We start from the raw sequence: 21,386 nt of genomic DNA on the forward strand, positions 1-21,386 counted from the left end.
GGTTCGACACCCCGGGTGTCAGGTCTCCAGCACAACGGACTTGATCTGCATCCAGACGTTCATGCCCGGTTTGAGATCGAGCTGGGCAACGGCACGGGAGGTCAGTCTCGACAGCATTGGCGTTGGTCCGGCCAGAAGCCGCACCAGGCTGATGCCGGGGGCCACATCCGCATCAATCTGGTCGATGACTGCAGGCACCAGGTTCTGGATGCTCTGGTCGGAATTTTCGGCCAGGGCCAGGCTGACATCCCGTGCCAACACTCTCACCCGAACCTGGTCTCCCGGTTGCATGCGGTGGTCACATCGCAGCCAGAGCTGGCCGCCATCGAACCGGAACAGAGCCAGATGCCAGCAATCGTCGAGATCGATAATCTGGCCCTCCAGCAGGGCTCCGGCGTCGTCTTCTTCGCGAAAAGGGTTGTCGGTGCCGGCCAGGGTTTCTCGTAGCGGCCCCTGGGCAACCACACGGCCTTCCTCCAGCATGACAATGTGATCCGCCAACCGGGCAACCTCTTCGGTTGAATGGGAGACGTAGATGATCGGAATTGCCAGGGTATCGTGCAGTCTTTCGAGATAGGGAAGGATGTCCTGCTTGCTGTTAAGGTCCAGAGCCGATAAGGGCTCGTCCATCAGTAACAGCCGTGGACTGGTCAGCAGGGCCCGTGCGATTGCCACCCGCTGGCGTTCACCACCAGAGAGGCCTGCCGGCATACGCTCCAGGTGTGATTCAAGGCCAAGCCAACGAACCGCATCCTCGAATCCGATCTGTCGATCACCGACCGGAATGCGCCGGTACCCGAACTCCAGGTTCTTGCGCACGTTCAGGTGAGGGAACAGGTGGGTTTCCTGGAACACATAGGCCAGAGGCCGTTTGTGGACAGGCCGGATAAAGGTCCCGGTTTGCCAGGGTTCACCAAGAACGGTCATGGTGCCCGGGGCATTCTGCAGGCCCGCCATGCACCTCAGTAGTGTGGTTTTGCCACACCCCGAATGCCCGAACAGGGCGGTGATGCCGGATCCCGGCAGGGTTATGTCCACGTCAAGGCTGAAGCCGGGAAATGCACACTGGAAGCGGGCATGGATGGTGCTGGAGGCGGTCATCTGAGCGCTCCGGAGCGGGCTTTGCCGTTCAGGGCGTAGAGAGTCACCAGAACCACGAACGAGAACACCACCATGCCGGCGGACAGCCAATGGGCTTCGGTGTATTCCAGCGATTCCACATGGTCGTAGATGGCGATCGACAGTACCTTGGTTTCACCCGGAATGTTGCCGCCGATCATCAGAATCACGCCAAACTCGCCAATGGTATGAGCAAAAGTCAGTACGGCGGCTGTCAGGAAACCGTTCCGGGCCAGGGGCACCGCCACGAACAGGAAACGGTCCCAGGGCGCTGCGCGGAGGGTGGACGCCACTTCCAGGAAGCCCTCCCCGACTGCCTCGAATGCGTTCTGCAGTGGCTGCACGGTAAAGGGAAGGGAATAGATTATTGAGGCCACCACCAGACCCTCGAAGGTAAATGGCAGCAGCCCGATACCCAGCGACTGGGTCATCTGGCCCACCCAGCCTTCCGGACCCATGACCAGCAACAGATAGAAGCCGAGCACGGTGGGCGGCAGAACCAGAGGCAGTGCCACCACGGCCGCGATTGGCTGTCGAAGCCAGTGCCTGGTCCGGGCCAGCCACCAGGCGATGGGCGTGCCGATCAGCAAAAGCAGCAGTGTTGTCGTCGTGGCCAGTTTGAGTGTCAGCCAGACCGGGTCCCAGTAGGTTTCAAGCATCAGTTGGCCGTGTCGTACCCGTAGCTCTGGATAATGGTGATCGCGGTGTCTGATTTCAGGAAATCCATCCAGGCCGTGGCCGCGGCTTTGTCTGCACCGTTTTTCAACAGGATAGCCTGTTGGTCAATGGGCTGATAATAGGCCTGGGGTACGTTCCACAGTGTGCCATCATCTTCCCGCCAGGCCTTGACCTGGGACAGGGCCACGAAACCTGCCTGGGCGTTGCGACTGACAACAAACTGGAAAGTCTGGGCGATGGAGTCCCCCCGGACCAGTTTGGGTTGCAGGGCCTCCCAGTGATTCAGGTGCTCAAGAACCTGTTGTGCGGCAAGACCATAGGGAGCGGTCTTCGGGTTGGCAATGGCCAGCCTCGAAAACGGCTGCTGGGCAAGATAGCTTTCGGCATTTTCAAAGGCTGTGGCCGCAGGACTCCATAGCGCCAGTTTGCCGCGAGCGTAAGTGAAACGAGTGCCGCCAATGCCGGACTGTTCTTCCTCGATCAGCTCTGGCCTGCGAACGTCCGCCGCCATGAATACGTCGAACGGGGCACCGTTTTTGATCTGTGCGTACAGCTTGCCCGTGGAGCCGTAGCTGGCGGAGACGGTATGACCGGTTTGGGCTTCAAACTGCTTGGCCAGTTCCCGTGTGGTGTCCGTAAAGTTGGCGGCGACGCCGAGGCTGACCTCGCCCGCCACAGCTCCGGTCAGCGCGGAGCCAGACAGCAGTATCAGTACCAGGGTACGGAACATCCTGCGGCCTCGAGGATAACCCATACAACGTCCTTATCTGTTCAATCATTGATGGCAAGACTCTGGGGTGACATCGCCGGACGCTCTGATTTCAACGGTGAATCCGGGGTCAGGCACAGAGACAGGAGGTAAGCCCAGACCTCCTCCCGGTTGGTTTCGTTGAGCATCTCATGACGTCCGCCCTCAAACAATCGCAGGGTGACGTTTTCTGCGCCAGCTTCGCGGATCGCCTGGAAATGCCGGCGCACGCCACGGCCCATTTCACCGACTGCATCGGCCGTGCCGGAAAACAAATGCACAGGCAGATCTTTCCGGAAGGCTGCCGGCGAAAGGCGTAGCATACCACCAATAAAATCCCACCACAGGCCAACCGTGCAATCGAAGCCACACAGGGGGTCGGCAATGTAGTCATCCACCTGCTTGGGATCCCGGCTAAGCCAGTCGGCATCGGTTCGGTTCGGGCGGAACTTGCGGTTGAACTGTTCAAAGGTCATTCGGGCTACCAGGCGGCTGCGGTGCCTTTTGCCGCGAACCAGTCGAATCAGGCCTATCAGGGTCCTGGATGCCAGCAGATGGGCCCGGTCAGTGCGGTTCGTGGCGCTGAGGATCAGGGTGTCCAGGTTGTCACCATGGCTCTGGGCGTAGGCCTGGGCAATGAATGAGCCCATGCTATGCCCCAGCAGATGGACTGGCAGGCCGGGAAATCGTGCACGTGCGTGTTGAATCACCTGATGCAGATCTTCAACCACCCGGGTCCAGCCATGCTGGTCGGCATAGTGTCCCAGGTTTGCTGGAGGGCAGTTCGGGCCATGGCCCCGGTGATGATAGGTGAGAACGGCGATGCCGTTTTCACCGAGCCAGTGCGCCAGTGGTTGGTATCGGTCGCCGTGTTCGGCCATGCCATGGCTGACAACGAGAATGGCGGTCGGTGCCGCCGGGGTATAGATTGTTCCGGTTATCGTGTAGCCATCACCAACGTTCAGCGTCAGGGGTTGTTCGTTCATCGTCGCGGCCCGCTTCCTTGTTGTTTTCCACTGTGGCCGGGCGTTGCCACTCCGGCGGTTTCCATAGGTGGGTGAGGCGAGACAATAATCCGCCAGGCTGTGCCATGTCGCGGAACAGGTCCACGTATTCGTGGGTCCAGAGGACAATCAGGTTGTTGGAACGGACAGGCCGGGTGATGCCGTATTCGGGTGGATCCTGGGCGTCTTCATCAACAAATGTGCCGAACAGGCGATCCCACACGATCAGCGTACCGCCGTAATTGCGGTCGATGTAGCCGGGATTACGGCCATGATGAACCCGGTGATGGCTGGGCGTGTTGAAAGCCAGTTCGACCCAGGCAGGAAGCTTTCCTACCAGCGTGGTGTGTATAAAGAACTGATAGACGAGGGACAGCGCGTAGGCCACGCCGATCCAGACAGGATTGAGCCCCAACAGTGCCAGGGGCAGATAGAAAATCCACATGCCGTTGAAAATGTTGGTGGCATTCTGGCGCATTGCGGTGGAGAAGTTCATCCGCTCGGAGGAGTGGTGCACCACATGTGCGGCCCAGAACCAGCGTACCCTGTGACTGGCCCGGTGCATCCAGTAGAAACAGAAATCCACGCCGAGAAAGGTCAGCATGACGGTGAGCCCGTTCAGTTCCAGGTCAAACAGCCGATAGTGATAGCACAGGGCGTAGACAGGAAACGCAATCAGCCCGGCGAAGAGCAGCTCAGTTACCTGGTAGCCGGCACCCAGGGCAAAGTTCCGGATCGCTTCACGGGTATCCATCAGCCGCGGGTCGTGGCGAATCTTCAGGTATTCCCAAAGGGTCACGGCCACAAAGACGGGGGTGGCAATCACAAAGATCAGTTGCCGCTCATCCAGCGCCAGCCAGGGCGCGACGGCCTGCCAGAGCGCAAGCAGACCGCTTTCTTCCAGCACGGCCAGCATCATGTCAGTCAGAGCCATCGAATTCCTGCCGGGTTCCAGTTGTTACAGCGTTATTCTGGCACGTAACCCGTTTGGCGGAATGTCGATTCGCGCCAGATTGGCTGCCGAATTCCGACAGGGTCGGATTCAGTGGGGCTGGCGATTTTCAGTGTAGACTCTCTCAAGGGTCTGGATCTGCGGTTGCCATTGATCCAGCCAGTTCTTGATATCTTTGGGTATCCGGGCAGGTTTCGGCCAGGGTACCGGGTATTGTGCCGGCTGAAACATGGGCGCAAACAGGGCGGCGGCGGTCAGGTCGGCGCGAGTGAACTGGTCGCCAGCCAGGAAAGGGCGCTCCGCATAGATAGCTGCCAGCTCGGTGAGCAGATCTTCCATGACCTGTCGGGATTTTTCCGAGGTTTTCTCGTTGATCTTCATCCACTGGCGCATGACCTCATCAACCCGGCTGAAAGCCAGGCTGAGCAGAATACGGTTATAGAACGGTGTGCCGGCAGCCAGCATAGGCACCACGATCTTGGGGCGCTGAAGGAAGTGGTGATAGGAGTAGCAGCGAATGGCGGGACCCGCTTCCTCGTCCAGCCGCCGTTCCCATGCTATTGCCTGCGCGCGGATTTCCGGGTCCGCCGGTGTCAGAGGGTGTTCCGGAAAGGTCTGATCCAGATAATCCAGGATGGCCGCAGAGCCTTGAACCACCTGACCATCATGCTCCAGTACCGGAACCGAAGAGGCATGGCCGGTCAGCTTACGGATGGTTTTCACGTGCTGCCCGGGTAGCAGGTTCACGGTTTCAAAATTGAGTCCCTTGTAGTCCAGGGCCCAGCGAACTTTCTCGCAGTAGTGGGAAATGGCAAATTGGTAAAGTTTCAGCGCCATGGCCTTGTCTCCTTGGTTCAGCGTTCCAGCATACTGCTGGAGCGGCGGTATAAGAAGTCTTGTGGAATACTCACGGTGGCCTCCTCAGTCGTTGGGCTCTAAACTGTAGGCCGAAAACATGCCTACAAGGGAACTGACCATGTACTCACGACGAGTTCTGATGTTGTCCGTCGTTACGGTGGCGGGTCTGGCTGTCGCCGCCTGTTCTTCTCTCCCCGAAACCGGTCAGACGGTTCACGGCAACTATGCGTGCGGGCAGCTTGATATTACCGTATCCCGTAGCGAAAACAGTGACTTGATCAGCGTTGATTACCTGGATCGGCGGGTCCTGCTCAAGCCGCAGGTGAGCGCCTCGGGTGCCTTGTATGTTGCCCCCGGCGATGACCAAACCCGTTTCTGGAGCAAGGGTGAAAAAGCAACTCTGACAATTCGGGGGGAAACCTACCCGGAATGTTTGCAGCCGGGTGAGCTGGAAATGCCTTTTGAGGCCCGTGGCAATGAGCCGTTCTGGCACGCAACGCTTGAGGGAAGCGAGCTGTTGATCACGCGCCCGTTCGAAGAGCAGGGTACCCAGCGTGTTCCCGTTGAACTGAAAACAGCCAACCGCCATGGCCGGGAATATGTGGCTGCGCTTGATGATATCCCCATTGGTCTCACGGTGGCCCGGCAGCTCTGCGAAGACAGTATGTCCGGGGCGCAATACCCGGCGCAGGTCCGCCTGAAAGTCGGTAGTGACGAGTACGCCGGGTGTGGCGGCGATCGTCAACGCCTCTTGCGGGGCGCGGTGTGGGTTGTTGAGGATCTTGCGGGAAAAGGCATCATTGACCGGTCACGGATCACTGTTGAGTTTCTTGAGGGCAACAGGATCGCCGGTCGGGCTTCATGCAACCGATACACCGGCAGTTATCAGCTCCGGGGCGAGGGAATTGCAATGGGTTCAATGGCATCGACCCGGATGGCATGCGCGCCGGCGCTGATGAATCAGGAAGAGCAGTTCCTCGGTTTACTGGCCCAGGTAACGTCGGTTCGTATCGGGCAGCAGGGCGAGTTGCTCCTGTCGACACCGGACGGAGACACGATGCGGGCGTTTCAGTCCGACCAGGACACGCCGTAGCGAGCAAGTATCGCCGCTACCCGTCCGCTTCTTTGCAGGCCTTTGGCTCCCTCTGACAGTAATTTTGCCAGCTCGGGGGAGTCACGGCCGAGCGGTGAAAATGCGATGTAGATCGGTGACTCATGAATTACTGCGGCCATTCTCAGGCTTTCGGCACTGCCATCCTGTTCCAGTTGCCACCGCATTACATATTGATCTTCCGGGAATACGTCAGAGCGCTGCTGGTGCAGGAGTTCGATCGCCCGGCTGAGTGGCGCCGGCCCCGAGAGTACCCAGACCTTTTCCGGGTTGTCCTGATACCTGGCAATGTAGTCGTCGAGTTCCGGTGAATAGGCATAGCCATTGATCGCCAGCAGAGTGAGCTGGCTAAGAGAGTCTATGCCGCCATACTGCCAGGTGTTATCCGGGTGGGTGTAAAGCGCGATCGTGGAATAGCCGATGGCGGCTTCAGGAAACACGAAGTCCGGTGCATCTCCAGGGAGTGCCCCGACAACGGCATCAATATACCCGTCCCTGGCCTGCTGGAGTGCCCGGGCCCAACTCATGTTGACATACTCCACATCGATCCCGGCCAGGCCAAATGCTTCTCTGGCGATATCTATCATGTAGCCTTCGTGATCGGAACCGGCCTCGCAATTGTGAGGGCACCAGGGGTCTGCGGCAATGACAACGCTCCGGCGCGGCTCTGTGGGAGTCGGCGCAGCAGGCGCGGTTGTCGTCGCCTTCGCTGCCGTTTCGGGAACCAGTGGTGGTGGCTCCTCGTCTTGCTGTGAGCAGGCGCTGAGAAAAAGAAGGATGCAAAGAACCAGGGTTTTTGCCATGGTGATAAAACCGGTTTACCGAAACGTCGGCTTAATCTGAAGCATAGACCCTGGCGGGCGTTTTGTAATGGCGCAGACGGGACGCTAGGCCGCGTTTTTGCTCCTGTCGGCTGACGCGGCTGTTGGCACCAGTGCTCTGGCCAGATCTTTCATGTGCAGAGTGCCCACATGCTTGTTGTCCCGGAGCACGCGGAAATTCAGGGACATGTCGCCCTCGGATTTCAGCAGTACGGATTCCAGGTTGTCCTTTTCCGAAATATCGCCGGCAAACTCGGAGTCGCCATCGTCTGGCGGGCTCATCACAGAGCGCACTCTGAGCACCCTTGCTCGATTGATATCGCTGATGAAGTCGACGATGTAGGGATCGCCGGGATTGAGCAGGATTTCCTGGGGATCACCCTGCTGAACCACTTCGCCGTCTTTCAGGATCACCAGATGATCCGCCAGTTTCAGGGCCTCATCCAGGTCGTGGGTGATGAAGACGATGGTCTTTTGCAGCTCCCCCTGAAGTTCCAACAGAAGGTCCTGCATGTCGGACCGAATCAGCGGGTCCAGTGCCGAGAAGGCTTCGTCCATCAGCATGATCGGGGCATCGGACACCAGAGCGCGGGCAATGCCCACCCGCTGCTGCATACCACCGGACAGTTGATGGGGGTACTGGTGCTCGTTGCCCTCGAGACCAACCCGAGCCAGCCATTTTCGGGCATCCGCCTCGAAATCCGACGTGGTGTAGCCCCTGATGTCCTTCGCCATGCCGGCGTTTTCCAGCACGGTCTTGTGAGGCAGCAGGGCAAACTTCTGGAACACCATGGACATACGTTCCCGCCGGAGCTGGCGCAGTTGCTCCCCGGTGTAGCTCATGACGTCTTCACCATCCACATGGATCTCACCGGCGGTGGGGTCGATCAGCCGGTTCAGGTGGCGGATCAGGGTGGATTTCCCGGAACCCGACAGCCCCATGATCACGGTGATCTCGCCATCGTGTATATCCACGTTGATGTCCCTGAGGCCAAGGACATGCTTCTGCTGTTCCAGCAGCTCGGCTTTGCCCATACCCCGGCGAACATACTCCAGGGCAACTTCCGGGTTCGGACCGAAAATCTTGTAAAGGTTCCGGATTGAAATCTTGATGTCTTTTGCCATGACCGGGTTCCTTACTGCTTCTGGGAAACGTTGATGCGTGCCAGGGATGCCTTGGTGACCCGGTCCAGGATGACCGCCAGGATCACGATGCCAAGGCCAGATACCAGGCCAACGCCCAGTTCAAGATTACGGATGCCCCGCAGCACCAGTACCCCGAGGCCTGGCGCGGATACCAGGGAGGCAATCACCACCATGGCGAGACTCATCATGATGGTCTGGTTGACCCCGGCCATGATGTTAGGCAGCGCCAGGGGAATCTGGACCTTGTAGAGCTTCTGTCGTGGTGTCATCCCGAAGGCATCGGCGGCTTCGATAACGTCTTTGTCCACGAGCCGGATGCCGAGGTTGGTCAATCGGATGACGGGTACAATCGCGTACAGGATGATGGCGATACCGTAGAGTTTCGATTCGGTCACGCTGAACAGGAAGATCAGCGGAATCAGGTAAACAAAGGGCGGCAATGTCTGCAGCATGTCCAGCACCGGTGTGATCATGCGCTGGAGTGTATTGCTGCGGGCCATGGCAATACCGATGGGTACACCAAGTAGTACGCACAGGAAGGCGCAGACAAAGATGATCGCCAGGGTCTGCATGGCGTAGTCGTAGTGGTCGATGAACGCCAGCAGAGCAATACTGGCTCCGACAAACGCCACCAGTTTCCCGGATTTCGAGACCAGGTAGACGACGGCCAGCAGTACCGGAATAACGATCCACCAGGGCGTGTTAAGAATGGCGTAGAGGGCGCCATCCAGGAACCAGCTTAATGGCTGGGTCAGGGGGTCGAGTACCAGGCTCAGGCTGTCCTTCACGGCCAGAAAGCCCTGCTCAAGACCCTTGGTCAGTTCCCGTGATTGAGGGAAGGCGGCGCAGGATTCGTTCAGCGCGTCCATGGACGGAAACGGCAGTTCCCAGATTGAGGGCTCTTCAACGTCCGAACCCTTGGTTTTGGCCAGCAGGTCGGCCATCGACATGGGGCCGTCGCTCTGGCCTTCAGAGCACCAGTCCTCCAGGCCCAGGGTGGAAAACAGGGAATCGTAGGTTGCCATGGGCGTTCAGTCTCTCCTGCGCTCGTCTGGATTCAGTTCAGTTGTGCAGAGGGTGCCCGGGACACAATGGCCTGTGTCCCGGGTCGGGCAGGTCGATCAGTTATTGAGAACGCTTGCCAGGCGCTCACGGGCTGAATCGTTCAGCCAGGTTGACCACTCGTCACTGTTATTGGTGAGGTAGTAAACGGCGGCCTCTTCACCGGAAGCGTTGTTGGAATCCATCCAGGCCAGGATGGAGCTCATGGTGGATGTCTTGAATGTGAGCTTGCTCAGCATCTCGGCCACCTCCGGCTGCCGATCCTTGAAGTCCGTCGTGACGGACGTGAGGATGGTTGCTGCCGGAAAGTCGGAGACGCCCGGGTTATCCACATCAGGGGTCTGGTTCTTCTGGTGCACGTCGGGCTTGATTTCGCCGAGGTCGACACGGGTCATATCATATTTGCCAAGCGGCACGGTGGGACCCCAGTAGTAGCCAAACCAGGGCTCCTCGTTCTGCACGGCCGACGCCATGGAAGACGCTAGTGTCTCGCCTGACCCATGGTTAAAGACCTCGATACCGGAATCCTCAAGATCCAGGGCGCGAATCAGGTTGTCACTGACCACACGGCAGCCCCAGCCGTCGGGGCAGTTGTTGAAGCGGCCACCGACCAGTTCCGGGTTGGCCATCACACCTTCAATGGTGGTCAGTTCCGGATGCTCTTCCGCGAGATACGTAGGGATCCACCAGCCTTCGACGCCACCCGGATCCAGAACCTTGCCGAGACGCTCTACCTTGCCCTGCTCTTCCAGGCGCAGATAGGCTTCGCCAGCGGAGTTCAGCCAGAGTTCGGTAACAATGTCCGGCTCACCGTTCTCGGCAACCGAGGTTACTGCCGGGACGGTATCGGATGGGACGATGGTGACGTCACAGCCGTAACCCTGCTCCATGATAAAGGTGGCCACGTTGGTGACGACCGTGTTGGATGCCCAGCCCATTTCGGTGATGGATACTTCGCCGCAATCAGCCTGGGCGGCGACGGGTACGGATAGTGCGCAAAGCAGTGCAGCAGACTTTAGCTTTCGCATAGTCACTTCTCCTTGTTCAGGGTTGGTGATTTTTGAAGGGTGTGGTCGGTGGTAGTGCCGATACAGGGGTGCCGCGATCCGGGCGGATCGGGAAAACAGCCGTTTTATGGTCGCTGTTATGGTCGAACAAAACAGTACATCTCGGTTAATACCTAATATCAGGATAACGAACCTCAGCTCAGTTACAAGGGCGTATTCCAAATGTATCTATAAAATGGGCACATTATGCTTCCTGAGAGCTGTCAATAAGTTGTAGCAATCAGCAGTTACACTCCGCGGATCTGATACCGGAGACTGCCATGACAGAGCTGCGCGACCTGACGCCTCATACCGCGATTACAAACGAGCAAAGCGGTCGTGATAGTCGCCAGCGCAGGCTTTTGCGGACCTTCCTTCCGGAACTCGTTGGCCTTGAGCGACTGCTGGCAGAAGCGCCGGGACTCGTAACCACGCAAGTGGTTGAGCGTGTCGCCATGAGGGATCTGTCGCTGCCTATCTACCGGGTTGATATCGGCTCATCCCGGCCCGACGTGCCGGTGGTTCTGATTGTCGGCGGCGTCCATGGGCTGGAGCGCATTGGTAGCCAGGTGGTGATGGCCTGGTTGAAGTCTCTGCTCGCCCGAGTGAGCTGGGACGAGCATCTGGCGGGGTTGTTGCAGAAGGTACGGATTACCCTTTTGCCTATTCTCAATCCCGGCGGCATGTACCTGAACCAGCGCAGCAATCCCAATGGCGTGGATTTGATGCGGAACGCGCCGATTACCGCCCAGGACCGTAGCGCGTTCCTGCTTGGCGGGCAGCGGATTTCCCCCCGATTACCCTGGTACACCGGCGATCCCGAACAGGGTATGGAAGCTGAAAACCAGGCACTTGAGGCGGTGATCGAGGAATTGCTGCCGGGGCGGCCATTCAGTGTCGCGCTGGACTGTCACTCAGGTTTTGGCATGCAGGATCAGATCTGGTTCCCTTATGCTTACCGACGCCGACCCATGCGTCGAGTTGCTTCGGTAATGGCACTGAAACTGATCTGGGAGCAGGCCTACCCTAACCACGACTACCGGTTTGAGCCCCAGTCCCGACACTACCTGACCCATGGTGATTTGTGGGACTACTTCTACAAGCAGGTCAATCGTGAAAATGCCGGTGTTTTCCTGCCTCTCACCCTGGAAATGGGTTCCTGGCGGTGGATCCGCAAGCGCCCACGCCAGCTGTTGCGGCTGGACGGCTTTTTCAATCCCCAGGCTCCCCATCGCCACAAGCGGGTCTTGCGCAGCCATCTGGCCTGGATGGACTTTCTGGTTAACGCCGCGGCCAGCCACGAAAACTGGTTGCCGGTGCGGGAAGAGGAGTCCATGCTGAGGGAAGCCGCGATCATGCACTGGTATCGCGATTCTCACTAGCGATTCAGTGGGTCCCGGCATTTATCAAACGGAACACTCATATGCACTGGATTCTGTTACGGGGGCTGACGCGGGAACACGGGCACTGGGGAAGCTTTCCGGAGCGCCTGCGGGAGGTATTTCCGGATCACCAGTTCCACGTGGTCGATCTGCCAGGCACGGGCGTGCGCTATCGGGATGAGAGTCCCGCAAATATAGCGGCTATTCGGGAGCAGGTTTCCGGTCAGGTCAGTCATATTCCTGGTCCTTTCAGTATCCTGGCACTCTCGATGGGCGGCATGGTGGCACTGGATTGGGCCCAGCACGCGCTTGAAGGCCAGATCCAGAATCTCGTCCTGATCAATACCAGCTCCGGCTTCAGCGCACCCTGGCAACGCATGCGGCTGGGAGTCTGGCCCAGGGTGCTGCGCTTGTTGTGTCGCCGGGAGTTGTTTGATCGCGAACGGGACATTCTCCGGCTCACTTCTAATCGTGAGGTGCCCTTATCACTGGCAAAACAGTGGTACAGCATTCAGCGACAGCGCCCCGTGCATCCGCGGAATGCCCTGAATCAGCTGACCGCAGCAGCCCGCTACAAGCCTCGCCACAAGCGTCCGATGCCAGACGCCCTGTTGCTGGCCAGCCGGGGTGACCGTATTGTCCATTGGCGTTGCAGTGCAGCGTTGGAAGAACGCTGGCAATGGACCATGAAACTGCACCCGGATGCAGGCCATGATCTCCCACTGGATGACGCTGAGTGGGTCATCGAACAGATACGCAACTGGCTGCCCCGGCAACCCTGGTTGCTTGACGCAACCGTTCTTTCCGGTCAGTCTTTCCGTTTTGAACCGCCAAAGCTGCCTCTCAATAAGGAACGGAGCCGATAATAATGAAAATCTTCGAAACCAGAACCGCCCCCAATCCACGCCGCGTGCGCATGTTCATGGCCGAGAAAGGTCTGCTGGACAAGGCCGAATTCGTCGAGATCGACCTGCAGAAGGGTGAGAACCTGACCCCGGAATACACAGCCCGGAACCCGATGAAAAAGGTTCCGGTGATGGAGCTTGATGACGGCACCTGCATTGCCGAGACCATGGCGATCTGCCGTTATTTCGAAGAAAGCTACCCGGACACGCCCACCCTGCTGGGTGACACCCCGCTGGAAAAAGCACAGCTTGAGCAGTGGCTGCGCTGGATTGAATACTACTTCTTCATGCCCACCGGCATGTGTTTCCAGCACACCACCGGCTATTTCAAGGACCGCATGAACCCGATCAAGGAATGGGGCGAGGAGTGCGGCAAGAACGTCGAGAAGTTCATGCATTTCCTCGACAAGCAGCTCGAGGGTAAAGAGTACATCTGCTGCGACCGGTTCACGGCCGCCGACATCAATGCCTTTACCACTGTGGCCTTTGCCCGCGTCGTCGGTATCCGCATCCAGCCCGAGCAGACCAACCTGCAGGCCTGGTACGACCGCATCAAGGCCCGTCCGTCTGCCCAGGCCTGAGGCCGGGGCTATCCGGTAACCGCAAGAGAGAGATTAATGACCACAACGGATTCAAGACTCCAGTGCGCGCTGGCGGCGATCGACGCGGCGAACCAGGCCGATCCCAACCTGGAACCTTTTGGCGACGAACGCCTGCCCAAGGAATACGCCTACAGCCTGCACATGACCCGCTGGCTGTTCGAGCTTGAATCCGCCCCTTCCGAACGCATGCAGATCGCCTGCCGCGCCCAGCACATCGAGCGCTGGACCATGCCCCGCAAGGACTATCCGGAGGGCCGGAAAGCCTATTACCAGTGGCGCCAGGCCTGTGGCCGGATGCACGGCCGCCGGGCCGCCGAGATCATGGCGAACTGTGGCTATCCGCCGGCGGAGTGCGAGAGGGTGGAGACCATCCTGACCAAACGTGAATTGCGCAAGGATGCCGACACTCAGCTCCTGGAAGACGTGGCCTGCATGGTCTTCCTGGAGAAGTACTTTGCGGATTTCTACGAAGAGAAAGCCGACTACGACCGGGATAAATGGCTGCGCATCGTGCGCCGGACCTGGGGCAAGATGTCGACCCGCGCCCACGAAGCCGCGCTTAAATTGGCCGAAGGCATGCCCGCACATTTGCTGGCCCTGTTGCAGGAGGCTCTGGCCGGCGACAGCTAGGACGACTCGGATTCGCCCGCCTGAGCCGTTTTTCAGGCCTTCCGGGAATAACCGGGGGTTGCTGTTATGATTACTCTTTTCATATGATAACGATTCTCATATGAAAAGAGCAGTGCCATGCGCGTCAGTGACCGAAACAAACCCCGGGTTCTAATTGTCGAAGACGATCCCACCCTCAACCACCAGATCACCAGCCTCCTGGTATCCAGAGGGTACAGTGCCCACTCCTGCTACGAGGGCGAAGGCGGGCTGATGTCGGCGCTCAGCCAGCGCTTCGATCTGATCCTGCTGGATGTTCTTCTGCCCCGGATTGATGGTTTCGAGGTTCTCAATCGCCTGCGCAAAACCCATCAGACCCCGGTGATCATGTTGACCGCCTGCGGCGCCGAAGAGGAGCGTATTCTCGGTTACAGCAGCGGTGCTGATGACTACATGCCCAAGCCCTTCAGCTTCACCGAGCTGATGCTGCGAATCGAAGCCTTGCTCAAACGCACGATGGGCAGCAGGGATCAGCGCGCAGACCCGGATACCCTCACCGTTGGGCCGTTAACATTGAATCGCCCGGCACTGTCGGTGCATTTTGGCCAGACCCCGGTGACGCTCACCCAGATCCAGTTCCGCCTGCTGTGGATCCTGCTCCGGCATCAGGGTGAGACCCTCAGCAAACCCTATCTGTACCAGGTGGTGCTCGAGCGGGAATTCAGCCGGTACGATCGCAGCCTGGACATGCATCTGAGCCGGGTGCGGCGCAAGCTGGTGGAAGCCGGAATGCAGCCTGACCGCCTGCAAACCCAGCACGGCAAGGGATACTGCTTCCAGTGAATCGCCGCCTGTTGTGGAAGCTCTGCGCCACGGTTGCCCTGGGAACCCTGGCTTTAGTCTGGACCATTTCGTTCCTGGGCGCCGAGACGGAACAGAAGATGAGTTTCATCGCCGAGGAGCACCAGCAGACCATTGAGTCCTGGGGCCGGACCGCCGAGCGGCTCTATCAGTCCGGGGATGAACAGGCGCTTGCGCGTTGGCTGGAAGAACTTCAGGCGCAGGAACAGACCTGGGCCGCGGTGGTTCGCTCGGATATCCGGCCCCTGGCCGGCAGCCGCCTGACCGATCGCTTCCGGGAGGGGTTCCGGCTGGGGCGGAGCGTGGAGTGGAAAATCCACCTCTACTTCTCCGAAAACCCCATCATGGAAGTGACCTTCGCCGACCCGGCCATCCACTTCCTGGTGTTATTGCCGGACCGGATGCGTCCGGGCACCTACCTGCCGCAAGTCAAGCTGATGCTCAAGGTGGCCCTGCCGCTGGCGGTGCTGGTGATCCTTTGCCTGGTGATCTATCGACACCTGATGTCGCCCCTGCGCCAGCTTGAAATCGCCACCCGCCAGTTTACCGAGGGTAACCTGGGCGTGCGGGTGAGGGCGCTGCTGGGCAACCGCAATGATGAACTCGCGGCGTTGGCGGAGACCTTCGACCGCATGGCCGAGCGTACCGGTAATCTGATTCTGACCCAACGACGGTTGATCGCCGATCTTTCCCACGAGCTGCGTACACCGCTTGCCCGGATCGAAATGGCGGTGAGTTGCGTGCAGGAAGGCATCGACACCCAGCATCTCTTACCGCGTATCCAGCGGGAGTGCGGCATCATGCGCAATCTGGTTGAGGATACCCTCACGCTGGCCTGGCTGGAGAACGAAAAACCCAGTCTGGGTGAAGAGACTCTGGACCTGACGGACCTTCTGGACAGCATCCTGGACGATGCCCGATACGAATTTCCGGACCATACCCTGGTGGCCGAGCTGCCGGACAAAGCCGAGCTCAGGGGCAGCAGTCATCGTGCCCTGGCCCAGGCCATAGAAAACGTGGTCCGCAACGCCTGCAATTACACGCCCGTGGGCGGCACAGTCCGAATCACTCTGCGGGCCGACCAACGAGGCTACACCCTGGAGGTGGCAGACCAGGGGCCCGGTGTGTCCGCTGACCAGCTGGAACTCATTTTCAAACCGTTTTTCCGTGCGGCGAAGGCGCGGGGCTATCGGCCGTCCGGGCACGGTCTCGGCCTTTCGCTGGCAAGACGTCAGGTTGAGGCCACCGGCGGCTGGATCCGGGCCGAGAATCGTGCCGCTGGTGGGCTGCTGATGCGGCTTTGGTTACCGATGAATGGAATTGAGAATTAGTAACAAATGTAAAAGTTCTTCACATTACCAAAACTTCAAACAAGAATGTGCGCCAAATAGGAATTAATCGCATTATCTGCATTAAACGGAGCGCACATGAGCACCCAGAAAACCCTGACCAAGGCCCGTCCCGACGTCCGCTGCAAGCCCCTCTGCCTGGCGATCGCTGCCCTGATGGCCAGCCCCCTGGCGCTGGCCCAGAGTGAGGCCGAGTCCCTCAAGCCGATCGAAGTGACCGCCGACCGCACGTCGGATAGTGATGCGGTGGTCACCGAAGAGCGAATCGAGCGGTACCAGGCCAGCGATCTGGAGGATGTATTTGCCGGTCAGCCCGAGGTAGCGGTTGGTGGCTCCGTCGGCATCGCCCAGAAGGTCTATGTTCGGGGTATCGAGGATCCGCTGTTGAACGTCACCATCGACGGTGCCACCCAGGCCGGCGCCCTGTTCCATCACACCGGCCGTCTGGCAGTGGAGCCGGAATTGCTCAAGCGGGTTGAGGTGGAAGCCGGCGCGGGCCGGGCCACCTCCGGCGCCGGAGCTCTAGGGGGTGCCATCCGGTTTGTCACCAAGGATCCGGAAGACCTGCTGCGCCCGGGCGAGCAGGTGGGCGCCCTGGTGAAGCTTGGTTCCTTCTCGAACACCGACGGTTACCGGGCCAGCACCACGCTGTTTGGTCGCCTGAATGACCGCTGGAGCACTCTGGTGTCAGTTAACCAGAGTGATCACGAGCGCTTCGAGGACGGCGACGGTAATGAAATTCCGGGCACCGACGCCCGTCAGCAGCTCGGCTTCGCCAAGGTCGTCGGGCAGCTCCCGGGCGACCAGACCCTGAAACTGAGCCATGAGGTTCGTACCGATGAGGGCGAGCGACCGCAGCGCCCCCAGTGGCAGATCAGTGGGTTCAACCCGCTGTATGACCTGGACGGTCGCCGCGACACCACCACCGTGAACTATGGCTTTGCACCGGCGGCCAACCCGCTCGTGGACCTGGGCCTGACCGTGTATTACACCGAGTCCGAGCTGGAACAGAACGTGGTCAATCGCTGGGGGCGCTATTTTGGCTTTACCCGCAGCATCGGTGGGGATCTTCGCAACAGCTCCGAGCTGGGCAGCCATACTCTGACCTACGGGGTGGACTATCGCGAGGACAGGGTCAATGCTGGCGGTGCCGCCGATCGTCGGGCCGAGGAAGAGAGCGGAACCGTTACCGGCGTCTATCTGCAGGATGATTACTGGGTCACTGACCATCTTCTGCTGAGCGCCGGTGTGCGATACGACGACTACCAGCTCGACGACAACAACGACCAGAGTTTCAGTGAAAACGACGTCAGCCCCAACGCCAACGTTGCCTGGGAAGTGATCGATGGCCTGACCCTGAAGGCCGGCTACGCGGAAGCCTTCCGAGGCCCGAGCACCCACGACACCTTCAAGATCGATCGGGCCCAGAACGATCCGGATCTGAAGGGCGAGAAGGCGACGAACCGGGAAGTGGGTTTTGATTACATCTACCGCAACTTTACGCTCTCCGGTGAGGTCTATCGCTCGGAAATCCAGGATGCCATTGCCGATCCGCTGTTCGGGCCGGTGATCTACCAGAACATCGGCGACCTGGAATCCGATGGCTACCGCATCGGCACTACCTATCACTGGCAGGGTCTGCAGGCCGGACTGAGCCTCCACAGCAACGAGGCCGAGGTCAACGGCGAGCCGCTGACCGTCTACGTGCACAATCTGCTGGGCAACAGCATTGGCGACACCTGGGTGGCGGATCTGTCCTACCGCTGGGACCGCAACCTGGAGTTCGGCTGGCAGGGCCGCTTTGTCCAGGGTATCGACGATCTAGAAACCTCCGTCGGCACCATCGACAAGCCCGGTTATGGCGTACACGACCTGTTCGTGCACTGGCTGCCCACCGGCAACGAAGACCTGCGCCTGACCCTGACCGTCAAGAACGTGGGCGACAAGCAGTACATCGACCACGCCAGCAACGCGGACTACGAAAGCATTCCCGGCTACGAGGGCGTGATTGGCCTGCCCGAACCCGGCCGGGATATCCGGCTTGGTCTGGCCCTGCGGCTCTGAGGTCCCGATGCGTCTGAATCCATTGTATGCCGCCCTGTTGGGCGGCGCTTTGCTGTTGTCTGCATCCCTGGCCCAGGCGGCGAGAACGGTGACCGACCTGGCCGGACGCTCGGTCACCGTGCCCGATCAGGTTCAGCGGGTGGTGCTGGGAGAAAGTCGATACATACCGGCGCTGGCGATTCTCGAGGGCGATCAGGTGGTGGGTCGCCTGGCTGGCCTTCTCCCGGATTTTGAAAAAACCGATCCGGCAGGCTATGCCCAGTATCTGGAACGTTTTCCGGCCCTGGCCGAGGTGCCACGGGTGGGGCATGCCTCGGCCGACAGCTTCAGTCTGGAGAGTGTCCTTGCCATGGGCGCGGATCTGGCCATTTTCAGTGTTGAGGGGCATGGTCCCGGCGCTCACAACCGGGCGCTGATCGACCGGCTGGAGCGGGCCGGTGTGGCGGTGGTGTTCGTGGACTTTCGTCAGGACGCGCTGGTGAATACCCCCAAAAGCATGAGAGTGCTGGGTGAGATTCTGGGCCGGGAGGCTGAAGCACGGCGCTTTAACGCCTTCTACCAACGCGAGCTGGCGCTGGTTACCGACGCGGTGAAAACGATTCCCCGGGACCAGTGGCCGACGGTGTTCCTGCACAGCCGCGTGGGCCTGCACGACAGCTGCTGCGAAACCATGGTTCACGGCATGATGGGCTTGTTTCTCGAAGCCGCCGGTGGCCGGAATGTCGCCGCCGATCGGATCCCCGGTGTCAGTGGTGTGCTGAACCTGGAATACCTGATCGCCGATCAGCCGGATCGCTACGTGGCGACCGCCATCGGATCCGGAGGCCTGGCAACGCCGATTCAGCAGCAACCTTACGTGGTGTTGGGTGCGGGCGTGTCGGAAACCACCGCCCGGCAGTCGCTGCAACGCATCACCAACCGTCCGGGACTGTCGGCGCTTAACGCGGTGCAGGAGCAGCGGGCGTTTGCGATCTGGCATCACTTCTACAACACACCGCTGAATGTGGTGGCCGTGCAGGCGTTGGCGCGCTGGTTCCATCCCGAACAGCTGGGCCACCTGGCACCGGAGCAGACCCTGGCGACGTTCTATGAGCAGTTTCAGCCCGTGCCGCTGAACGGCACCTACTGGGTGGCCGCCAAGGGAGAGGCGCCATGACGCCGGCGTCCAGAACGGAACACCTGCCAACCGCGAAGACGGTTGAACCCGGTGAGACCCTCGCCGGCCAGTATCGCCGTTTTGTGGTGCGCCGGGTGATCTGTCTGGCCGCTCTGGCCCTCGCCTGCCTGGTGGCGCTGCTGGTGGATGTGGCATCCGGGCCGGCCATGCTTGGATTGATGGATGTTGTCCACGGCCTCCTGAACCCTCACACACTGGATGCCGGTACCCGGGTGATTATCCAGGATATCCGTCTTCCCTATGCCCTGATGGCGGTGGTGGTCGGGGCCTGCCTGGGCCTGGCGGGCGCCGAAATGCAGACAGTCCTCAACAACCCGCTGGCCAGTCCCTACACCCTGGGCGTGGGCGCTGCGGCGACTCTCGGGGCGTCGCTGGTGATCGTGTTCAATCTCTCACTGTTCGGCCTGGCCGCGCACATCCTGCTACCGCTCTCGGCGTTTGTCTTCGCCGCGGCCGCCTCGCTGCTGATTCTCTTGCTGTCGAAAACCCTGGGCGCCTCGGTACACGCGGTGGTGCTGTTCGGTATTGCCCTGCTGTTCGGGATTAACGCCATCGTGGGCCTGATCCAGTTTGTGGCCGATGCCGAATCGGTGCAGCAAATTGTGTTCTGGACCATGGGCAGCCTGGCCCGGGCGTCCCTGGACAAGGTGATGATTGTCGCCGTTGTTCTGGCCGCCTGCCTGCCGTTTTCCCTGCGCAACGCCTGGGCCATGACCCTGCTGCGCAGCGGCGAGGAGCAGGCCCGCAGCCTGGGCATCCGGGTGGAGCGGATGCGCCTGCTGGTGTTGCTGCGGGTCAGTCTGCTGACCGCCGCGGCCATGGCGTTTGTGGGGGAAATCGGCTTCATCGGGCTGGTGGCGCCCCACATCGCCCGCCTGATGCTCGGAGAGGATCACCGTTTTCTGTTGCCAGGCAGCGCCCTGGCCGGGGCGCTGCTGCTGTCGTTGTCGTCCATCGCCAGCAAGCTGCTGGTACCCGGCGTGTTACTGCCGGTGGGCATTGTCACCGCTCTTGTGGGTATTCCCCTGTTCATTGCCCTGATTGTCGGGCGCAGCCGGAGACTTGCCCTGTGAGCCTGAAACTGACAAACGTGACCGCCGGCTACCGCCGCCACCCGGTATTCTGTGAGCTCTCGCTGCCGGCCATCGCGCCGGGCTCTCTGGTTGCGGTGGTGGGACCGAACGCGGTAGGCAAATCGACCCTGCTCAAATCCCTGGCCGGCGTTCTGCCGGCCCGCGGTTCGATTGCCCTCGGCGGACGGGAACTCGACCGCCAGAGCCCCGGCGAACGGGTCCGCCAGATTGGCTACCTGCCGCAACCGCTGCCCCAGGCCATTCCCCTCGTGGCTTACGAAACCGTATTCAGCGCCTGCCGGTCGGCCCGGGGTGACTGGAACCGGCGGGAAACCGAGCGAGCCATCGAGGCAGTCTTTGACACCCTGGGCATACGCGAACTGGCGCTAAAGCGCCTGTCGGAGATGTCGGGCGGCCAGCGCCAGATGGTGGGGTTGGCCCAGGTGCTGGTGCGCCAGACGCCACTGTTGTTACTGGACGAGCCAACAAGCGCCCTGGACCTGCACTGGCAGCTCAACGTGTTGAACGCGGTGCGTGCGGCAACCGCCAATGACCGGGCTATAGCCCTCGTGGCCAGCCACGATCTGAATCTGGCTTTGCGCTTCTGTGATCAGGTACTGGTGCTGTCGCCGGGTGGCCGGGCGGAGCTCGGGGAGCCCGAGCAAGTCCTGACCCCGGGGTTGCTGGCCGACACCTACGGCATCGAAGCCCGTATCGAACGCTGTTCCCGGGGCCACCCCATTGTTCTGGCAGACAATCCGCTGTCTGCCGCCCGTCAATCCCGTTGACACCCTACCCACGCACGCCAAGGAGTTCGCG

Annotated in this window: 21 protein-coding genes; 11 read left to right on the forward strand and 10 right to left on the reverse strand. The window is 60.2% G+C overall.

Features of this window, described 5'->3' with window-relative positions:
* Positions 1-18: 18 nt before the first annotated feature.
* The 6 genes from modC to QZ534_RS11525 form a co-directional block, all read right to left on the reverse strand.
* A complete protein-coding gene (gene modC, locus QZ534_RS11500; RefSeq protein WP_296934621.1) occupies positions 19-1,101 on the reverse strand; it encodes a molybdenum ABC transporter ATP-binding protein in 1,083 nt (360 codons plus the stop codon).
* Entirely contained in the window at positions 1,098-1,778 is a 681-nt protein-coding gene (gene modB / locus QZ534_RS11505; RefSeq protein ID WP_296934622.1) for a molybdate ABC transporter permease subunit, read from the reverse strand. Before modB ends, modC begins: the two co-directional genes overlap by 4 nt.
* A complete protein-coding gene (gene modA / locus QZ534_RS11510) occupies positions 1,778-2,527 on the reverse strand; it encodes a molybdate ABC transporter substrate-binding protein (RefSeq protein WP_296934674.1) in 750 nt (249 codons plus the stop codon). The genes modB and modA overlap by 1 nt, the downstream gene beginning before the upstream one ends.
* A gap of 41 nt (positions 2,528-2,568) precedes the next feature.
* Complete coding sequence (locus tag QZ534_RS11515; protein ID WP_296934623.1) at positions 2,569-3,531, reverse strand: alpha/beta hydrolase; 963 nt, start codon at positions 3,529-3,531, stop codon at positions 2,569-2,571.
* The gene (locus tag QZ534_RS11520; protein ID WP_296934624.1) at positions 3,497-4,483 is read right to left on the reverse strand and encodes a sterol desaturase family protein; all 987 of its coding nucleotides are present in this window, start codon (positions 4,481-4,483) and stop codon (positions 3,497-3,499) included. The genes QZ534_RS11515 and QZ534_RS11520 overlap by 35 nt, the downstream gene beginning before the upstream one ends.
* A gap of 108 nt (positions 4,484-4,591) precedes the next feature.
* On the reverse strand, positions 4,592-5,338 hold the full coding sequence (locus QZ534_RS11525; RefSeq protein WP_296934625.1) for a glutathione S-transferase family protein: 747 nt from the start codon (positions 5,336-5,338) through the stop codon (positions 4,592-4,594).
* Between the two features lie 139 nt (positions 5,339-5,477).
* Here QZ534_RS11525 and QZ534_RS11530 point away from each other — a divergent pair, with 139 nt between their 5' ends.
* The gene (locus tag QZ534_RS11530) at positions 5,478-6,452 is read left to right on the forward strand and encodes an META domain-containing protein (protein WP_296934626.1); all 975 of its coding nucleotides are present in this window, start codon (positions 5,478-5,480) and stop codon (positions 6,450-6,452) included.
* Here QZ534_RS11530 and QZ534_RS11535 read toward each other — a convergent pair.
* The 4 genes from QZ534_RS11535 to QZ534_RS11550 all read right to left on the reverse strand — a co-directional run bounded on the left by QZ534_RS11535 (position 6,428) and on the right by QZ534_RS11550 (position 10,527).
* Positions 6,428-7,273, reverse strand: coding sequence for a transporter substrate-binding domain-containing protein (locus QZ534_RS11535; protein WP_296934627.1), 846 nt, complete (start codon positions 7,271-7,273; stop codon positions 6,428-6,430). The genes QZ534_RS11530 and QZ534_RS11535 overlap by 25 nt on opposite strands.
* 84 nt (positions 7,274-7,357) lie before the next feature.
* Positions 7,358-8,416, reverse strand: a complete 1,059-nt coding sequence (locus QZ534_RS11540; RefSeq protein WP_296934628.1) for a glycine betaine/L-proline ABC transporter ATP-binding protein — start codon at positions 8,414-8,416, stop codon at positions 7,358-7,360.
* 11 nt (positions 8,417-8,427) lie between these two features.
* A complete protein-coding gene (locus QZ534_RS11545) occupies positions 8,428-9,462 on the reverse strand; it encodes a proline/glycine betaine ABC transporter permease (protein WP_296934629.1) in 1,035 nt (344 codons plus the stop codon).
* Positions 9,463-9,558: 96 nt separating this feature from the next.
* Positions 9,559-10,527 (reverse strand): ABC transporter substrate-binding protein, encoded by a 969-nt coding sequence (locus QZ534_RS11550; RefSeq protein ID WP_296934630.1) that lies wholly within the window; start codon positions 10,525-10,527, stop codon positions 9,559-9,561.
* Between the two features lie 299 nt (positions 10,528-10,826).
* On the opposite strand from QZ534_RS11550, the gene QZ534_RS11555 reads away from it, so the two are divergent.
* The 10 genes from QZ534_RS11555 (at position 10,827) to QZ534_RS11600 (ending at position 21,355) form a co-directional block, all read left to right on the forward strand.
* Complete coding sequence (locus tag QZ534_RS11555) at positions 10,827-11,927, forward strand: M14 family zinc carboxypeptidase (RefSeq protein ID WP_296934631.1); 1,101 nt, start codon at positions 10,827-10,829, stop codon at positions 11,925-11,927.
* 41 nt (positions 11,928-11,968) lie between these two features.
* On the forward strand, positions 11,969-12,793 hold the full coding sequence (locus tag QZ534_RS11560; RefSeq protein ID WP_296934632.1) for an alpha/beta hydrolase: 825 nt from the start codon (positions 11,969-11,971) through the stop codon (positions 12,791-12,793).
* 2 nt (positions 12,794-12,795) lie between these two features.
* Entirely contained in the window at positions 12,796-13,413 is a 618-nt protein-coding gene (locus QZ534_RS11565) for a glutathione S-transferase family protein (protein ID WP_296934633.1), read from the forward strand.
* A gap of 36 nt (positions 13,414-13,449) precedes the next feature.
* Positions 13,450-14,064, forward strand: a complete 615-nt coding sequence (locus QZ534_RS11570; RefSeq protein ID WP_296934634.1) for a DUF4202 domain-containing protein — start codon at positions 13,450-13,452, stop codon at positions 14,062-14,064.
* A 117-nt stretch (positions 14,065-14,181) separates the two neighbouring features.
* The gene (locus QZ534_RS11575; RefSeq protein WP_296934635.1) at positions 14,182-14,886 is read left to right on the forward strand and encodes a response regulator transcription factor; all 705 of its coding nucleotides are present in this window, start codon (positions 14,182-14,184) and stop codon (positions 14,884-14,886) included.
* Positions 14,883-16,235, forward strand: a complete 1,353-nt coding sequence (locus tag QZ534_RS11580) for a cell wall metabolism sensor histidine kinase WalK (protein WP_296934636.1) — start codon at positions 14,883-14,885, stop codon at positions 16,233-16,235. The genes QZ534_RS11575 and QZ534_RS11580 overlap by 4 nt, the downstream gene beginning before the upstream one ends.
* A gap of 96 nt (positions 16,236-16,331) precedes the next feature.
* Entirely contained in the window at positions 16,332-18,317 is a 1,986-nt protein-coding gene (locus tag QZ534_RS11585) for a TonB-dependent receptor (RefSeq protein WP_296934637.1), read from the forward strand.
* Between the two features lie 7 nt (positions 18,318-18,324).
* Positions 18,325-19,473, forward strand: coding sequence for an ABC transporter substrate-binding protein (locus tag QZ534_RS11590; protein WP_296934638.1), 1,149 nt, complete (start codon positions 18,325-18,327; stop codon positions 19,471-19,473).
* Positions 19,470-20,567, forward strand: coding sequence for an iron ABC transporter permease (locus QZ534_RS11595; RefSeq protein WP_296934639.1), 1,098 nt, complete (start codon positions 19,470-19,472; stop codon positions 20,565-20,567). Before QZ534_RS11590 ends, QZ534_RS11595 begins: the two co-directional genes overlap by 4 nt.
* Positions 20,564-21,355, forward strand: coding sequence for an ABC transporter ATP-binding protein (locus tag QZ534_RS11600; RefSeq protein ID WP_296934640.1), 792 nt, complete (start codon positions 20,564-20,566; stop codon positions 21,353-21,355). The genes QZ534_RS11595 and QZ534_RS11600 overlap by 4 nt, the downstream gene beginning before the upstream one ends.
* The last annotated feature ends 31 nt before the right edge of the window (positions 21,356-21,386 follow it).

The organism is uncultured Marinobacter sp., from assembly GCF_913055835.1.
Classification (GTDB): domain Bacteria; phylum Pseudomonadota; class Gammaproteobacteria; order Pseudomonadales; family Oleiphilaceae; genus Marinobacter.

What these genes read in the sequence shown, in the direction of transcription:
- QZ534_RS11585 (WP_296934637.1), top strand. Translation starts at nt 16,332, where the DNA reads ATGAGCACCCAGAAAACCCTGACCAAGGCCCGTCCCGACGTCCGCTGC.
- QZ534_RS11570 (WP_296934634.1), top strand. Translation starts at nt 13,450, where the DNA reads ATGACCACAACGGATTCAAGACTCCAGTGCGCGCTGGCGGCGATCGAC.
- QZ534_RS11540 (WP_296934628.1), bottom strand. Translation starts at nt 8,416, where the DNA reads ATGGCAAAAGACATCAAGATTTCAATCCGGAACCTTTACAAGATTTTC.
- modB (WP_296934622.1), bottom strand. Translation starts at nt 1,778, where the DNA reads ATGCTTGAAACCTACTGGGACCCGGTCTGGCTGACACTCAAACTGGCC.
- QZ534_RS11575 (WP_296934635.1), top strand. Translation starts at nt 14,182, where the DNA reads ATGCGCGTCAGTGACCGAAACAAACCCCGGGTTCTAATTGTCGAAGAC.
- QZ534_RS11555 (WP_296934631.1), top strand. Translation starts at nt 10,827, where the DNA reads ATGACAGAGCTGCGCGACCTGACGCCTCATACCGCGATTACAAACGAG.
- modC (WP_296934621.1), bottom strand. Translation starts at nt 1,101, where the DNA reads ATGACCGCCTCCAGCACCATCCATGCCCGCTTCCAGTGTGCATTTCCC.
- QZ534_RS11530 (WP_296934626.1), top strand. Translation starts at nt 5,478, where the DNA reads ATGTACTCACGACGAGTTCTGATGTTGTCCGTCGTTACGGTGGCGGGT.
- QZ534_RS11525 (WP_296934625.1), bottom strand. Translation starts at nt 5,338, where the DNA reads ATGGCGCTGAAACTTTACCAATTTGCCATTTCCCACTACTGCGAGAAA.
- QZ534_RS11550 (WP_296934630.1), bottom strand. Translation starts at nt 10,527, where the DNA reads ATGCGAAAGCTAAAGTCTGCTGCACTGCTTTGCGCACTATCCGTACCC.
- QZ534_RS11595 (WP_296934639.1), top strand. Translation starts at nt 19,470, where the DNA reads ATGACGCCGGCGTCCAGAACGGAACACCTGCCAACCGCGAAGACGGTT.
- QZ534_RS11590 (WP_296934638.1), top strand. Translation starts at nt 18,325, where the DNA reads ATGCGTCTGAATCCATTGTATGCCGCCCTGTTGGGCGGCGCTTTGCTG.
- QZ534_RS11520 (WP_296934624.1), bottom strand. Translation starts at nt 4,483, where the DNA reads ATGGCTCTGACTGACATGATGCTGGCCGTGCTGGAAGAAAGCGGTCTG.
- QZ534_RS11545 (WP_296934629.1), bottom strand. Translation starts at nt 9,462, where the DNA reads ATGGCAACCTACGATTCCCTGTTTTCCACCCTGGGCCTGGAGGACTGG.
- modA (WP_296934674.1), bottom strand. Translation starts at nt 2,527, where the DNA reads ATGTTCCGTACCCTGGTACTGATACTGCTGTCTGGCTCCGCGCTGACC.
- QZ534_RS11560 (WP_296934632.1), top strand. Translation starts at nt 11,969, where the DNA reads ATGCACTGGATTCTGTTACGGGGGCTGACGCGGGAACACGGGCACTGG.
- QZ534_RS11535 (WP_296934627.1), bottom strand. Translation starts at nt 7,273, where the DNA reads ATGGCAAAAACCCTGGTTCTTTGCATCCTTCTTTTTCTCAGCGCCTGC.
- QZ534_RS11565 (WP_296934633.1), top strand. Translation starts at nt 12,796, where the DNA reads ATGAAAATCTTCGAAACCAGAACCGCCCCCAATCCACGCCGCGTGCGC.
- QZ534_RS11515 (WP_296934623.1), bottom strand. Translation starts at nt 3,531, where the DNA reads ATGAACGAACAACCCCTGACGCTGAACGTTGGTGATGGCTACACGATA.